Raw genomic sequence first — 12068 nt, 5'->3', positions numbered from 1 at the left:
TCAGGGAAGATGCGGTGACTGTCCATCTCCAGGGGCAGCGGTAGCGGGGACCGGGGCCACGGCAGCGTCATATTGAAAAATCCGCCCTAGAAGCGGATTTTTAAGGATAATCCGGTGACAGCTTCATATTGAAGAATCCGCTCTAAGAGCGGATAATGAGATATGATCCGAGTCGAGCGATCAGCCCTGTCTTCCTACGCTTCCGGCCTGCTTGCTAGGGGCCGGGGGGTCTTTTCTGCGGATGAGGCGCAGAAGGAGATCGGCATTAGCCGAGGCGCATTTCTCGATGCCGCCGAGCGTTTGCAGCGGCGCGGCCAGCTCATTCGGCCCCGGCGCGGCTTCTACGTGGTCGTGCCGCCCCAGCACGCCACGGCGGGAGCGCCGCCGCCGGAGTGGTATATCGACGCCCTGATGCGCCATGAGCAGCGGCCCTATTATGCCGGGTTGCTAACGGCGGCAGCGGCTCACGGCGCTTCCCATCAAGCCGTGATGGAGTTTCAGGTCGTCACGGACAAACTCCTGCCAAACATTGAGGCCGGGCGGACGCGGATCGTCTTTTCCTACCGCAAGGACATGGCGGCGGTGTCGGCGGGGATCGAGGATCGCAAGACGCCATCGGGCTATATGAAGCTGTCCTCACCGGAACTGACGGCGCTCGACCTCGTGCGCTATCCGCAATCCGGCGCCGGCCTGGACAACATTGCGACGGTGCTTTCTGAGCTTGCCGAACGACTGCAACCCCAAAAGCTCGCCTCCCTGTCGGGCGGTTTCGAGAAAGCGGTCGTGCAGCGCCTCGGGCATCTCCTCGGAAGGCTGGGGCATCCGCAGATTGCGGAGCCGATGTTCGTGGCGCTATCGGCGCGCGGGTCGCTGCCGTGGGTCGAACTCGACCCCAAACAGGCAGGCGATCCCGATTTGTCGCCGCCGCCGTCCGAACGCGATGACCGCTGGCGCGTGATCGTTCGTCGACCGCCGGAGATCGACGAATGATCCCGCAAGACTATATCACCGCCTGGAGCCGTGTCGCGCCGTGGGCAAGCCAGCGACAGGTCGAGCAAGACCTCATCATTAGCCGTGCGCTTGTCGCTATCTTCTCCGATCCGTTCCTGCGGGGCGAACTGCGCTTCCGGGGCGGCACAGCACTCAACAAGCTGCATTTCCCCGCGCCGCTGCGCTATTCCGAAGATATAGACCTCGTGCGAACGAGCGCTGGCCCGATTGGGCCGGTTCTCGATGGCGTTCGTGCCGTCCTTGAACCGTGGCTTGATAAGGCAAAGTCCGATCCGAGCCCCGTCGCCCCCAAACTTCGCTTTCGCGCCGATGCGGAAGGCGAGCCTGCTGATGTACGTATCAACCTCAAGGTCGAAATCAACACGCGGGAGCGGGAAGCCCACGATCCGCCCATCGAGATACCGTTCGGCGTCAAAAATCCGTGGTTCACCGGCAAGGCCGCGATCCCGACCTTCTCACGGGAGGAAATGCTGGCGACCAAGCTGCGCGCGCTGCTCCAACGCAACAAGGGCCGCGATCTGTTCGATCTCGATCACGCGCTGACCGTGTTCGAGGGGCTGAACACGGCCCGGATCGTCGAATGTTTCCGGCTCTACCTCGAGAAGGCGGAGATAGCGATTTCCAGGGCCGAAGCGCAGCAGCGCATGTTCCAAAAACTCGCCAATCCGACCTTCTTCACCGACATGCGCCCGCTGCTTTCGACGGATCGCGCCAAGGCCCTGACCGACGAGACGCTCAAGGCCACGTTTGTCCGGGTGATGAAGGAACTGATCGACCGGATACCCGGCGACGAATGGGCGAAGGCCGAAGAAATGCGGGAGCGGTTCGGAGTCTAAGCATTCTCGGCGATGCTGTCGCGCTCAGCCTTGAACCCCTGCTTCCCCTTCGCGGCCCATAGCGCCAACGCCTTGTCGCGCTCATCGCTTTGGAGCTTGTCGGCCATCCAGAGTAGCGCGCCGTAGAGGATGGCGCGGTCGTCGCCGGTCAGTTCCACGATCCCGGCTTTGACGACGAGGCCGCCGAGTTCGATCAGATGCCGCGTGCGCTTGCGACGCTCGACTTGCCAGGTGCGCATGTTATCCCGCGCCTGTGCCGCCCGATGCCGGTTGTGTGCCGCCCGGTTGCGCCAGAGCGCCGCCACCGTCGCGGTCAGGCGATAGCGCAGTTCGCCGCACCCGGCTTTGAAAGAACGCGGCCCCGCGTTTGGCCCATGCCTCCCTCTTTCCGGCATCCCTGGTTTCGGCCAGCACGATCAGCGCGCCCGCCAGTTCGTCGGCGGTGAGCGCGTCGGCTCCGGTCGAGATCACCAGCTCGCCGAGCTGCTGCACCTTGCGGGCTTTCAGGTCCCGCGCCTTGTCCTCCAGCGCCTTCAGTTCCGCGTCGAAATCCCGTGGTTTCCGCATCATGTCCTCCATCAGTGGCGATGGAGAAAGCGTAGTTGAGCGGGGCGCGTAATGCAGTAATGTTGCCGGGACGGGCTGGAACGGCACGAGCAATCCCGAGAAATTAGTTTCGAGGGCGCGCTTATACGTCGTTCCGACGTGCGCTTCGCGGTGTAAATGATCCGCCCGCGATGGCGATCTATCATCTCCACGTTAAGGTCATTGGCCGCAAGGCCGGGTCGAGCGCGGTGGCGTCGGCCGCCTACCGCTCGGCCTCGCGACTGCACGACGACCGGCTCGGACGCAGCCACGACTTCTCCAACAAGCGCGGCGTCGTCCATTCCGAGGTCATGCTGCCGGAGGATGCGCCCGAACAATGGCGCGACCGCGAACGGCTCTGGAACGATGTCGAGGCGTTCGAGGTGAGGAAGGACGCCCAGCTTGCCCGCGAGGTCGAGTTCGCCCTTCCGCGCGAGATGACGCAAGCCCAGGGCATCGAACTCGCCCGCGACTTTGTGCAGGCTGAGCTTGTCGATCAGGGCATGATCGCCGACCTCAATGTGCATTGGGACATCGGCGAGGACGGGACACCCAAGCCCCACGCCCATGTCATGCTCACCATGCGATCCGTGGACGAGGACGGCTTCGGCCAAAAGGTGCGGGACTGGAACCGCACCGAGATGGTCGAACGCTGGCGCGAACGCTGGGCGGAGCTGGCAAACGAGCGCCTGGCCGAACTCGACATCGACGCGCGCATCGACCATCGCAGTCTGGAAGCGCAGGGCATCGGCCTTGAGCCGCAAACGCAGATCGGCGCGCCCGCCCAACGCATCGAGGGCGAAGGGTTAGAGGCCGCCGATCGCGCGGAAATGCACCGCGAGATCGCCCGCAACAACGGCGCGCGGATCATCGCCGATCCTTCGGTGGCGCTGGACGCGATAACCCACCAGCAATCGACCTTCACGCGGCGCGACATAGCGATGTTCGCGCACCGGCACAGCGACGGGATCGAGCAGTTCAACGCGGTCATGGGCGCGATGCGGAGCGCGCCCGAGCTAGTCGTACTCGGGGCGGACGGGCGGGGCGAAGACCGCTTCACCACCCGTGACATGATCGAGTCCGAACAGTGCCTGCACCGCGCCGCCGAACTCATGGCCGAGAAGGAGCGCCATGGGGTCGGCGACAGAGACCGCGAAACGGCGCTGGCGCGTGCGGAAGCGCGTGGTCTTGTCCTTTCGGGAGAGCAGGCCGAGGCGCTTACGCATGTCACGGATCGGCGCGATCTGAGCGTCGTCATCGGCTACGCCGGGACGGGAAAGAGCGCGATGCTGGGCGTGGCGCGCGAAGCCTGGGAAGCGGCTGGCTACGAGGTCCGGGGCGTGGCGCTGTCCGGCATCGCGGCCGAGAATCTGGAAAGCGGATCGGGCATCGCGTCGCGCACCATTGCCAGCATGGAACACGGTTGGGGACAGGGCCGCGACGTGCTCACGTCCCGCGATGTGCTTGTCATCGACGAGGCGGGCATGGTCGGCACGCGCCAGTTGGAGCGCGTACTGTCCCATGCCGCCGAGGCCGGCGCCAAGGTGGTGCTGGTCGGCGATCCGCAGCAGTTGCAATCCATCGAGGCGGGCGCGGCGTTCCGCTCGATCTTTGAGCGCCACGGCGGGGTGGAGATCGGCGAGGTGCGCCGCCAGCGGGACGACTGGCAGCGTGACACCACGCGCGATCTTGCGACCGGCAAGACGGGCGAAGCGATCCATGCCTATGACACACATGGCATGGTCCATGCCGCCCCGACACGCGAGCAGGCGCGCGACGATCTGATCGACCGCTGGGACCGCGACCGGCAAGAGTCGCCCGACCAGAGCCGCATCATCCTTACCCACACCAATGATGAGGTTCGCGCGCTCAACGAGGCCGCACGCGAACGGATGCGGGCCGCCGGCGATCTTGGCGATGACGTGCGCCTGGTGGTCGAACGCGGTGCGCGCAGCTTCGCCAGCGGGGATCGGGTCATGTTCCTGCAAAACGAGCGCAGCCTTGGCGTGAAGAACGGCACGCTCGGGACCGTCGACCAGGTCAGCGCACAATCTATGTCCGTGCGCACCGACGACGGGCGCAGCGTCTCGTTCGACATCAAAGATTATGACCGCATCGACCACGGCTATGCCGCGACCATCCACAAGGCGCAGGGTATGACCGTGGACCACACCCACGTTCTGGCGACGCCGGGCCTGGACGCCCATGGCAGCTATGTCGCTCTGTCACGCCACCGCGACCGCACGGACCTGCATTACGGCCGGGATGACTTCGCCAGCCAGGATCGGCTTGTCCGCACCCTGTCGCGCGACCGGGCGAAGGATATGGCATCGGATTACGAACGGCTTGATCCGACGCAGGATTATGCCGAGCGGCGCGGGATTACCTTTCGTGCCCGCGTCACCGAGATCGTGCGCAAGGTCGTGCCGGAAAAGGTGCGCGGCATGTTCGACGGCCTGTGCCTGCCCGCCGATGACGGGCAGGGGGCGGAACGGGCAGCGCCGGAAAGGAAGGTGGCGGAAGATCCGGAAACGGCGCTGCGCCGCACCCGCACCAAGGCGCTCATCCGTCATGCCCGCGCCGTGGATGCGATCTTCGAGATGCAGGAGCGGGGCGGCAAGGCGAGCCCGGAGCAGGTGAAGGAATTGCAGGAGGCCCGCACGGCCTTCGAGGAGGTGCGGCCCCATGGCTCGCGTGATGCTGAAGCTGCCTACAAGAGGAACCCGGAACTTGCCCAGGAAGCGGCGACGGGCCGGGTCAACCGCGCCGTCCGTGCCCTCCAGCTCGAAACCGAACTGCGCACCGATCCGCAGCGCCGCGCCGACCGCTTCGTGGAACGCTGGCGAGAACTCGGCCAGACCAGCCAGCGCCAGTATCAGGCGGGCGACATGTCCGGCTACAAAGCCACGAGGTCGGCGATGGGTGACATGGCGAAGAGTCTCGAACGCGATCCGCAGCTTGAATCGATCCTCGCCAACCGCAAGCGAGACCTCGGCATCGGAATCGAATCCGGCCGCCGGCTCGGGCTGGAACTCGCCTTCAGTCATGGCATCGACCTTGGCAGAGGCCGGAGCATCGGGCTGTAGAACCGTCCTATTTTTGCCCCTCTGCACGCCAGGCTACGATGATGGTTTGAATCCTCTTGCGCGCGCGTAAGTGCTTGTTTTGTCTGGATCAGGAGCAGTCAGAGACAACCGGCAGGAGCAAGCGCAGTAATGCCCGCACCAGACCGTATCGTCCGTCTGAAAACCGTTCTCGCCCGGACCGGCCTGTCCCGGTCCACCATCTACCGCAAGATCGCCGAAGGCACGTTCCCGCCCCAGATCAGGATCAGCGTCAACGGCGCCGGCTGGAGGGAATCCGATATCGACTGCTGGGTCGCCAACCCCGTGGCGTGGCGGCCAGAGCAGAAGACCGATTTTGGCCGGTGAGACCCGCCCCCATCCAGTGCACGATCCAAGTCTTTGTCACGGCGTTCGCTTCAACCGATCAGTGTGGTCTGCCCACGCCTGCATCAGTTCAGTTCGCTCCGGCCAATAACTTGCCCGGTTGTAAGCACGCCGGATTTCGTTCTGATCCTGATGCCCAAGCGCTGCCTCGATCACGTCGGGCCGGAAGCCCCGTTCGTTCAATATTGAGCTCGCCGCCGCCCGAAAGCCGTGCGCGGTCATCTCATCCTGTGTAAAGCCCATGCGCCGCAGCGCGGCGTTCATTGCGTTCTCCGAGAGGGGGCGGGCATTGGAGCGGATAGAGGGGAACACAAGGGTGCTCCTCCGGCCGACCTCCTTCACCTCGCGCAGCACGTCGAGCGCCTGCCGCGATAGCGGCACCTCATGCGGCCGGCGCACCTTGGTGCGGGTGCCGTTGATGCGCCAGATTGCCTCCTCCATATCGATCTCTGCCCACGCGGCGCCGCGGACCTCGCCGGGGCGGGCGAACGTCAGCGCCGTGAACTGAAGAGCGGACCGGAGCGTCGGCCAGCCGTCATAGGCATCTATGGCCACCAGAAGCGCACCGAGACGCTTCTCGTCGGTGATCGCGGGCCGGTGCTGCACCTTGGGGGCCTTCAGGGCGCCCCGCAGGAGAAGCGTCGGATCGTCCTTGGCCCGCAGCGTAGCGATGGCAAGCCGGAAGACGGTGCCGATCATGCTGCGGAGCCGCCGCGCCGTCTCCCGGCGCCCGGTGCGTTCGATCCGTTGCAGCAGGGCGAGGATTTCCGCCGGGGTGATATCCGCGATCGGCCGGGCGCCGAGGTCGGGGCCGGCCAGATCGACCAGCAGCCATCGGTTCTTCATGACGGTGGACGCGGCGGCGCCCTCGTCCTCGATCCGTTGCAGATATTCCTCGGCGATCCCCCCGAAGGTGTTCGTCGCCGAGATGACGGCGGTCAGCCTTGCGGCCCTCTTGTTGGCCCCGGGATCGACTCCCGAGGCCAACAGCTTCTTGGCCTCGTCGCGCAGCCGGCGCGCCTCGGCGAGGGATACGGAGGGATAGGCGCCGTGGGACAGCTTCTTCTGCTTCCCGTTGAACCGGTATGCCTGGTTCCAGAGCCGCCCGCCGCCTGGCTTCACAAGGAGATAGAGCCCGCCGCCATCGGAGAGCTTGTATTCCATCTCCCGCCTCTTGGCGGTACGGCACGCCGTATCCGTCAAAGCCATTGTTGGCCTCCCGCTGTTGGCCTCGGGCCAACAAAGACCAGGCCGAGGCCAACATCAAGGCCAACAAATCCGCGGGATGAGGCGATATCCGGTGACGCGGATTGGGACGACAAAAGGCGCCAGAATCCTCAAAAAGGAAGCGATATCAATGCATTATCGGGCGAGGTGAGACGCTCTGAGATGGCGGGAGAAAAGGGTAATGGTGCCCAGGGGCGGAATCGAACCACCGACACTGCGATTTTCAGTCGCATGCTCTACCAACTGAGCTACCTGGGCGCGCCGTTCGTTGGCGGCGGGCTGTATAGGATGCGTCAGGGCTTGTGTCTAGGTCGTCCGTCCGAACCTTCTCCGGCGCCATCGTCCGGGGGTTCGTCGGTCGGCACGCGATAGCCTTCCTTCAGCCAGCGGCCGAGGTCGATGTCGGCGCAGCGCTTGCTGCAGAACGGCCGGTACTTGAGCTCGGCGGGCTTGCCGCAGACCGGACACTTGGCGTCGATGCGCACGGCGCGCAGCGGCGGAGAGGATCGATCGGCCGGGGTCATGGCTCCTGGTCGGTCTGTTCGCCCGTTGCCTGTTGAAGGGCCTCCAATTGCGCCGCCAGAGTCGCGCCGCGTCTGGCGCGCGTCAACTCGAAGAGGCCGAGCCGCGTGAAACCGTAGAGCTGGCTGGGCACGGGATCGTCCGCCAGCGCCTCGGCCAGCGCGGCCTGCACCTTGTCGCGATCGTAGGCGCTGCGCATGGTGACGAAGTCGATGATCACCGGACCGCCGAGGTTGCGCAGCCGCAGTTGCTGGGCGATGGCGGGCGCCGCTTCGAGATTGACGTCGACCGGCCGGCGCGGCGCGCGCCCCTGGCGCCCGCCGGCGCCGGCGCTGTCGACATCGATCGCGACCAGCGTCTCGCCCGGCTCGAACAGCACCTCGACGCCGCTCGGCAAGGCGATGCGCCGCGCGAGCGCGGTGTCGATCTGGCCCGCCACGTCGTCGACGTCGAAGATCGGCATCGGCCCGCTGTGCCAGCGCACGCGAATCCTCTCCTGGCGGCGCTCGAACTCTTCCTGCAACCGGCCTGCCCGGCCGCGGTCGTCGATGATCAGCTCGTCGAGGCTCGCGCCATGATCGCGCAACGCCCGCTCGATCGGATCGAGCTCACCCGGCATCCGCGCCGAGAGATCGGCCGGCGGCGGCAGGTCGAGGGCCTGGCGCCGGATGGTCTCCCAGCGCGCCAGCACACGCACCGCGTCGTCCCGCAGCAGGTCGCCAGAGGCGCCGGCCGCCGCCGTGCGCAGCACCAGCCCGCCTTCCAGCAGGTCGCGCACGTGACCGGCCAGCCGTTCGCGCTCGGCCTCGCCCTCGATGCGGCGCGAGAAGCGGATGCCCGCGCCCAGCGGATGATAGGCGACGTAGCGGCCGGTGACGGCGACATCCATCGACAGCCGCGGACCCTTGCCGCCATCCTCGCCGTCGTTGCGCACCTGCACCAGCATCGGCGCGCCGGCCGGCGGCCAGCCTTCGATGCCGGCGCGATCCTCGGCGCGCAGGAAGCCCGATTGGCCGGTGCCGATATCGACGAAGGCCGCGCCGAGCTCGGGCATGACGCGCTCCAGGCGGCCGAGGAAGACACCCTCGATCAGCGAGGGACGATCGCGCCGCGCAATGCGCAGCTCGACCAGCCGGCCGTCCGCGACCAGCGCGAGCAGAAAAGCGCGCGGCAGCACATGACAGATCAGCCGGTCGATCCGGCTCACGACGTCCCCATCGGAAATCCGGCCGAGCGCAGCAGCGCCGCGGCCTCGAAGAGCGGCAGACCGACCACGTTGCTGTAGGAGCCGGACAGGAAGGAGACGAAGGCGGCCGCGCGGCCCTGGATGGCATAGCCGCCGGCCTTGCCATGCCATTCGTCGCTGCGGACGTAGGCGTCGATTTCCGCCGCCTCCAGCCGCTTGAAGCGGACCGCCGTCTCCACCAGCCGGATGCGCACTCGCCCCGCTGCCGCGACGGCAACACCGCCCAGCACCTTGTGACGGCGGCCCGACAGAAGAGCGAGGCAGTCGCGCGCCGTACTCTCGTCCTCGGCCTTGGGCAGGATGCGCCGGCCGACCGCCACCACGCTGTCGGCGGCCAGCACCACGGCGTCCGGATGACGGGCAGCCACGACGTCGAGCTTGGCGCGGGCCATGCGCAATGCATAGCCGCGCGGCAGCTCTCCCCGGCGCGGGCTCTCGTCGACATCGGCCGGATCGATCTTGGCCGGCTCGCACCCGATCTGCCGCAGGAGATCCAGGCGGCGCGGCGAAGCAGAAGCCAGGACCAGCGGCGGCTGCAGCGGTGTCTACTTGAAGCGGAAGGTGATGCGGCCCTTGGTCAGGTCGTACGGCGTCATTTCCACGGTGACGCGGTCGCCTGCCAGCACGCGGATGCGGTTCTTGCGCATCTTGCCCGACGTATGGGCGAGGATCGTGTGGTCGTTGTCGAGCTTCACGCGGAACATCGCGTTCGGCAGCAACTCCTCGACCACACCGTTGAACTCGATCAGATCTTCCTTGGCCATCCGGCCTCCGGCTGGTGAATGCAAAAGACGAAAGCGGCCGGAAAATGGGCTGGGACAGGGACATAGTCAATGTCTGCGGACCGGTGCAAAACGGCCCGACCTGCGCAGGCGGCGGCGGGCCTCGACCGGCCACCGCCATTCGGGCACGCTCACGCGTTACCGGGCGGAACCAAAAGGGAGAAGCACGGGCAAATGGCAGGGCTGCTTTTCGGCTTCGAAGGCCGGATCGGGCGCGGTCCGTTCTGGCTCGGCCAGATCGTGGTCCTGCTGCTCGTCTGGCTGTATGCGACCTATGTCGACCGCCTGCTCGCAGCCTGGATGCCGGGCAGCATCTTCATGGGCTCGGCCGTCGCCCTGATCTTCGCCCTGCCGATCATCTGGGTGCAGACGGCGATCACGATCAAGCGTTGTCACGACCGCGGCAAGACAGGATTCTGGTCGATGCTTCTGCTGCTGCCCATCGTCGGCCAGATCTGGCTGGTGGTCGATTGCGGGCTGCTGCCTGCACCGCCCGCCGCGCGGCGGCGTGAACGGACCGTCGGCCTGCGCGATCCAACTGCCGGCTGATGCCGCCGCGCTCGCCGCAAGACTGCAGACGCAGAACATCCCGCTAGCCTGCTCCGTTGCTGTACGAAAACGCACGCGGATTACCGGCTTCGCAACTCCGTTTATACGCCGAGAGTTGTCTGCCTAGGCGCGGCACTGCTGCGCGCCACGAGCGGCAAACGAGCTGCGGCACGACATCCGCGGTGCGTTCCGCTCCCCTGCAAACACCGACTCAGGAGAGCAGACATGAGCATGTCACGTGATGAACGCGGTCGCTTCATGGACGAGGACGACGACCGCGACTACCGTCGGCGCAGCCGCTCCCGGTACTACGACGAGGATGACGACTACGATCGACGGGGTCGCCGGCGCGGCGGCTGGTTCGGCGATCCGGAGGGTCATTCCATGGCTGCCCGGCGCGGCTGGGACGACCCGCGGCATGGCCCGAGCGGCTGGTACGGCGACTCGGAGGGTCATTCCGAGGCGTCACGTCGCGGCTGGGACAATCCGCGTCACGGCCCGAGCGGCTGGTACGGCGACTCCGAAAGCCATTCCGAAGCCTCGCGCCGCGGCTGGGACAATCCACGCCATGGTCCCAGCGGCTGGTACGGTGATCCGGAGGGCCACTCGGAGGCATCCCGTCGCGGTTGGGAGCACGGCCATCGCGGCTATTCCCGCTATGACGACGATGACGACCGCGGCTATCGGAGCCGCCGCTACGAGGACGACGACGATTACGATCGTCGTGGACGCCATCGCGGAGGCTGGTTCGGCGATTCGCGCGGCCATTCCGAGGCCTCGCGCCGCGGCTGGGACCGTCGATAGGCCTTTGCGTTAGCCGAGGCCGGGCAAACGGCAGCCTGCGTGGACCGCGCTCCGCGCAGGCTGCTTTGCCATGCAGAGGACAAACGTACCTTCCCGCGCACCTTTTTTCTAAAGTGTCGGCCCCGACGGAACGCCAAATCTTACCTTGAGGCGGGTGAGGATCATGTCGCGCACGCCGCGATAGGCGTCGAGCCGAGTCTCGCGGGTCCCCTCGACGACGCTCGGATCGGGAATCGGCCAGTACTCGACGTCGGTCGCCGTGCTGCGGGTGAACTCGAGCGCGCTGTGGTGGGCTTCCGGCGAGAGACTCACGATCAGGTCGAACGAGCTGGGCTCGATATCGTCGAAGCTCTTGCTGCGATAGGCCTGGCTGTCGATGCCGATCTCGTCCAGCACGGCCGCCGCGAAGCGATCGAGGTCGCTGCGATGGACTCCGACCGACTCGATATAGGCTGCCTGACCGTAGAGACGACGTGCCAGCGCCTCCGCCATCGGCGAGCGAACGGCATTGTGCGTACAGGCGAACAGCAGACTGCCCGGGAGGCCGTCCTTCATCCTCAGGCCTTGATATGCAAGGCGCAGATCAGGGTGAACAGCCGCCGCGCCGTGTCGAGATCGAGCTCGATCTTGCCGGCGAGCCGTTCGCGCAGAAGCTCCGAGCCCTCGTTGTGCAACCCGCGGCGGCCCATGTCGAGCGCCTCGATCTGCGCCGGCCCGAGCTTCTTGATGGCGGTATAGTAGCTGCCGCAAACCAGGAAGTAGTCCTTCACGATCTTGCGGAAAGGCGTGAGCGACAGGATGACATCGCGCAGCTTTCGGTTGTCCGCCGAATGGACGCCGAAGACCAGGCGCTGCTCGAAGATGCCGATATGGAGCTTGTACGGGCCGGCCTCGCCGTTCACGAGGCCGAAGTGATTCTCCTCCAGCAGATCGAACAGCGCGACCGCGCGCTCGTGCTCGACCTCAGGAGAGCGCCGCGCCACCGACTTCTCGTCGAGCACGATGTCGACGAGGCGACGTGCCCTGGGAGCCGCAGATGACGGCGGATGCGCCATGG

15 protein-coding genes and 1 tRNA gene are annotated in these 12068 nt (G+C 66.2%); 6 read left to right on the top strand and 10 right to left on the bottom strand.

From position 1 onward, the window contains the following. The first annotated feature begins 162 nt into the window (after positions 1-162). Entirely contained in the window at positions 163-990 is an 828-nt protein-coding gene (locus OJF58_RS17445; RefSeq protein ID WP_300778984.1) for a type IV toxin-antitoxin system AbiEi family antitoxin, read from the top strand. After that, the gene (locus OJF58_RS17440; RefSeq protein WP_300778983.1) at positions 987-1847 is read left to right on the top strand and encodes a nucleotidyl transferase AbiEii/AbiGii toxin family protein; all 861 of its coding nucleotides are present in this window, start codon (positions 987-989) and stop codon (positions 1845-1847) included. Before OJF58_RS17445 ends, OJF58_RS17440 begins: the two co-directional genes overlap by 4 nt. On the opposite strand, the gene OJF58_RS17435 is transcribed toward OJF58_RS17440, so the two are convergent. Further along, positions 1844-2086 (bottom strand): conjugal transfer protein TraD, encoded by a 243-nt coding sequence (locus OJF58_RS17435; protein WP_300778982.1) that lies wholly within the window; start codon positions 2084-2086, stop codon positions 1844-1846. The genes OJF58_RS17440 and OJF58_RS17435 overlap by 4 nt on opposite strands. A 1-nt stretch (position 2087) precedes the next feature. After that, complete coding sequence (locus OJF58_RS17430) at positions 2088-2414, bottom strand: conjugal transfer protein TraD (protein WP_300785309.1); 327 nt, start codon at positions 2412-2414, stop codon at positions 2088-2090. Positions 2415-2584: 170 nt separating this feature from the next. Here OJF58_RS17430 and traA point away from each other — a divergent pair, with 170 nt between their 5' ends. Both traA and OJF58_RS17420 read left to right on the top strand, forming a co-directional pair. Further along, the gene (gene traA, locus OJF58_RS17425) at positions 2585-5518 is read left to right on the top strand and encodes a Ti-type conjugative transfer relaxase TraA (RefSeq protein ID WP_300778981.1); all 2934 of its coding nucleotides are present in this window, start codon (positions 2585-2587) and stop codon (positions 5516-5518) included. 129 nt (positions 5519-5647) lie between these two features. Continuing rightward, a complete protein-coding gene (locus OJF58_RS17420; protein ID WP_300778980.1) occupies positions 5648-5863 on the top strand; it encodes an AlpA family transcriptional regulator in 216 nt (71 codons plus the stop codon). Between the two features lie 36 nt (positions 5864-5899). On the opposite strand, the gene OJF58_RS17415 is transcribed toward OJF58_RS17420, so the two are convergent. The 6 genes from OJF58_RS17415 to infA all read right to left on the bottom strand — a co-directional run bounded on the left by OJF58_RS17415 (position 5900) and on the right by infA (position 9640). After that, the gene (locus tag OJF58_RS17415; protein WP_300778979.1) at positions 5900-7090 is read right to left on the bottom strand and encodes an integrase arm-type DNA-binding domain-containing protein; all 1191 of its coding nucleotides are present in this window, start codon (positions 7088-7090) and stop codon (positions 5900-5902) included. 200 nt (positions 7091-7290) lie between these two features. Then, positions 7291-7366: transfer RNA gene (locus OJF58_RS17410), tRNA-Phe, on the bottom strand. A gap of 35 nt (positions 7367-7401) precedes the next feature. Beyond that, positions 7402-7632, bottom strand: coding sequence for a DNA gyrase inhibitor YacG (gene yacG, locus OJF58_RS17405; protein ID WP_300778978.1), 231 nt, complete (start codon positions 7630-7632; stop codon positions 7402-7404). Further along, positions 7629-8837 carry a ribonuclease E/G gene (locus OJF58_RS17400; RefSeq protein WP_300778977.1) on the bottom strand — a complete coding sequence of 403 codons (1209 nt, stop codon included), beginning with the start codon at positions 8835-8837 and terminating at the stop codon, positions 7629-7631. The genes yacG and OJF58_RS17400 overlap by 4 nt, the downstream gene beginning before the upstream one ends. Continuing rightward, entirely contained in the window at positions 8834-9415 is a 582-nt protein-coding gene (locus OJF58_RS17395; protein ID WP_300785307.1) for a nucleoside triphosphate pyrophosphatase, read from the bottom strand. Before OJF58_RS17395 ends, OJF58_RS17400 begins: the two co-directional genes overlap by 4 nt. A 6-nt stretch (positions 9416-9421) precedes the next feature. Next, positions 9422-9640: a translation initiation factor IF-1 gene (gene infA, locus OJF58_RS17390; protein WP_085933607.1), complete on the bottom strand. Its 219-nt coding sequence runs from the start codon at positions 9638-9640 to the stop codon at positions 9422-9424. A 192-nt stretch (positions 9641-9832) separates the two neighbouring features. Here infA and OJF58_RS17385 point away from each other — a divergent pair, with 192 nt between their 5' ends. Both OJF58_RS17385 and OJF58_RS17380 read left to right on the top strand, forming a co-directional pair. After that, entirely contained in the window at positions 9833-10207 is a 375-nt protein-coding gene (locus tag OJF58_RS17385; RefSeq protein WP_300778976.1) for a DUF805 domain-containing protein, read from the top strand. 225 nt (positions 10208-10432) lie between these two features. Beyond that, on the top strand, positions 10433-11011 hold the full coding sequence (locus OJF58_RS17380) for a hypothetical protein (protein WP_300778975.1): 579 nt from the start codon (positions 10433-10435) through the stop codon (positions 11009-11011). A gap of 108 nt (positions 11012-11119) precedes the next feature. Here OJF58_RS17380 and OJF58_RS17375 read toward each other — a convergent pair whose 3' ends face one another. Together OJF58_RS17375 and OJF58_RS17370 are read right to left on the bottom strand one after the other, a co-directional pair. Further along, positions 11120-11566, bottom strand: a complete 447-nt coding sequence (locus OJF58_RS17375; protein WP_300778974.1) for an arsenate reductase ArsC — start codon at positions 11564-11566, stop codon at positions 11120-11122. 2 nt (positions 11567-11568) lie between these two features. Continuing rightward, positions 11569-12066, bottom strand: a complete 498-nt coding sequence (locus tag OJF58_RS17370; RefSeq protein WP_300778973.1) for a UPF0262 family protein — start codon at positions 12064-12066, stop codon at positions 11569-11571. Between the last annotated feature and the right edge of the window lie 2 nt (positions 12067-12068).

The organism is Enhydrobacter sp., from assembly GCF_030246845.1.
Taxonomy (GTDB): domain Bacteria; phylum Pseudomonadota; class Alphaproteobacteria; order Reyranellales; family Reyranellaceae; genus Reyranella.
The sequence above is the reverse complement of the archived record's forward strand: the minus strand, read 5'-3'. Positions and strand labels throughout refer to the sequence as shown.

Bases quoted from the DNA above. Each gene is read 5' to 3' on its own strand.
- OJF58_RS17430 (WP_300785309.1), bottom strand. From the start codon at position 2,414: ATGCGGAAACCACGGGATTTCGACGCGGAACTGAAGGCGCTGGAGGAC.
- infA (WP_085933607.1), bottom strand. From the start codon at position 9,640: ATGGCCAAGGAAGATCTGATCGAGTTCAACGGTGTGGTCGAGGAGTTG.
- yacG (WP_300778978.1), bottom strand. From the start codon at position 7,632: ATGACCCCGGCCGATCGATCCTCTCCGCCGCTGCGCGCCGTGCGCATC.
- traA (WP_300778981.1), top strand. From the start codon at position 2,585: ATGGCGATCTATCATCTCCACGTTAAGGTCATTGGCCGCAAGGCCGGG.
- OJF58_RS17370 (WP_300778973.1), bottom strand. From the start codon at position 12,066: ATGGCGCATCCGCCGTCATCTGCGGCTCCCAGGGCACGTCGCCTCGTC.
- OJF58_RS17380 (WP_300778975.1), top strand. From the start codon at position 10,433: ATGAGCATGTCACGTGATGAACGCGGTCGCTTCATGGACGAGGACGAC.
- OJF58_RS17435 (WP_300778982.1), bottom strand. From the start codon at position 2,086: ATGCGCACCTGGCAAGTCGAGCGTCGCAAGCGCACGCGGCATCTGATC.
- OJF58_RS17385 (WP_300778976.1), top strand. From the start codon at position 9,833: ATGGCAGGGCTGCTTTTCGGCTTCGAAGGCCGGATCGGGCGCGGTCCG.
- OJF58_RS17415 (WP_300778979.1), bottom strand. From the start codon at position 7,090: ATGGCTTTGACGGATACGGCGTGCCGTACCGCCAAGAGGCGGGAGATG.
- OJF58_RS17445 (WP_300778984.1), top strand. From the start codon at position 163: ATGATCCGAGTCGAGCGATCAGCCCTGTCTTCCTACGCTTCCGGCCTG.
- OJF58_RS17440 (WP_300778983.1), top strand. From the start codon at position 987: ATGATCCCGCAAGACTATATCACCGCCTGGAGCCGTGTCGCGCCGTGG.
- OJF58_RS17375 (WP_300778974.1), bottom strand. From the start codon at position 11,566: ATGAAGGACGGCCTCCCGGGCAGTCTGCTGTTCGCCTGTACGCACAAT.
- OJF58_RS17420 (WP_300778980.1), top strand. From the start codon at position 5,648: ATGCCCGCACCAGACCGTATCGTCCGTCTGAAAACCGTTCTCGCCCGG.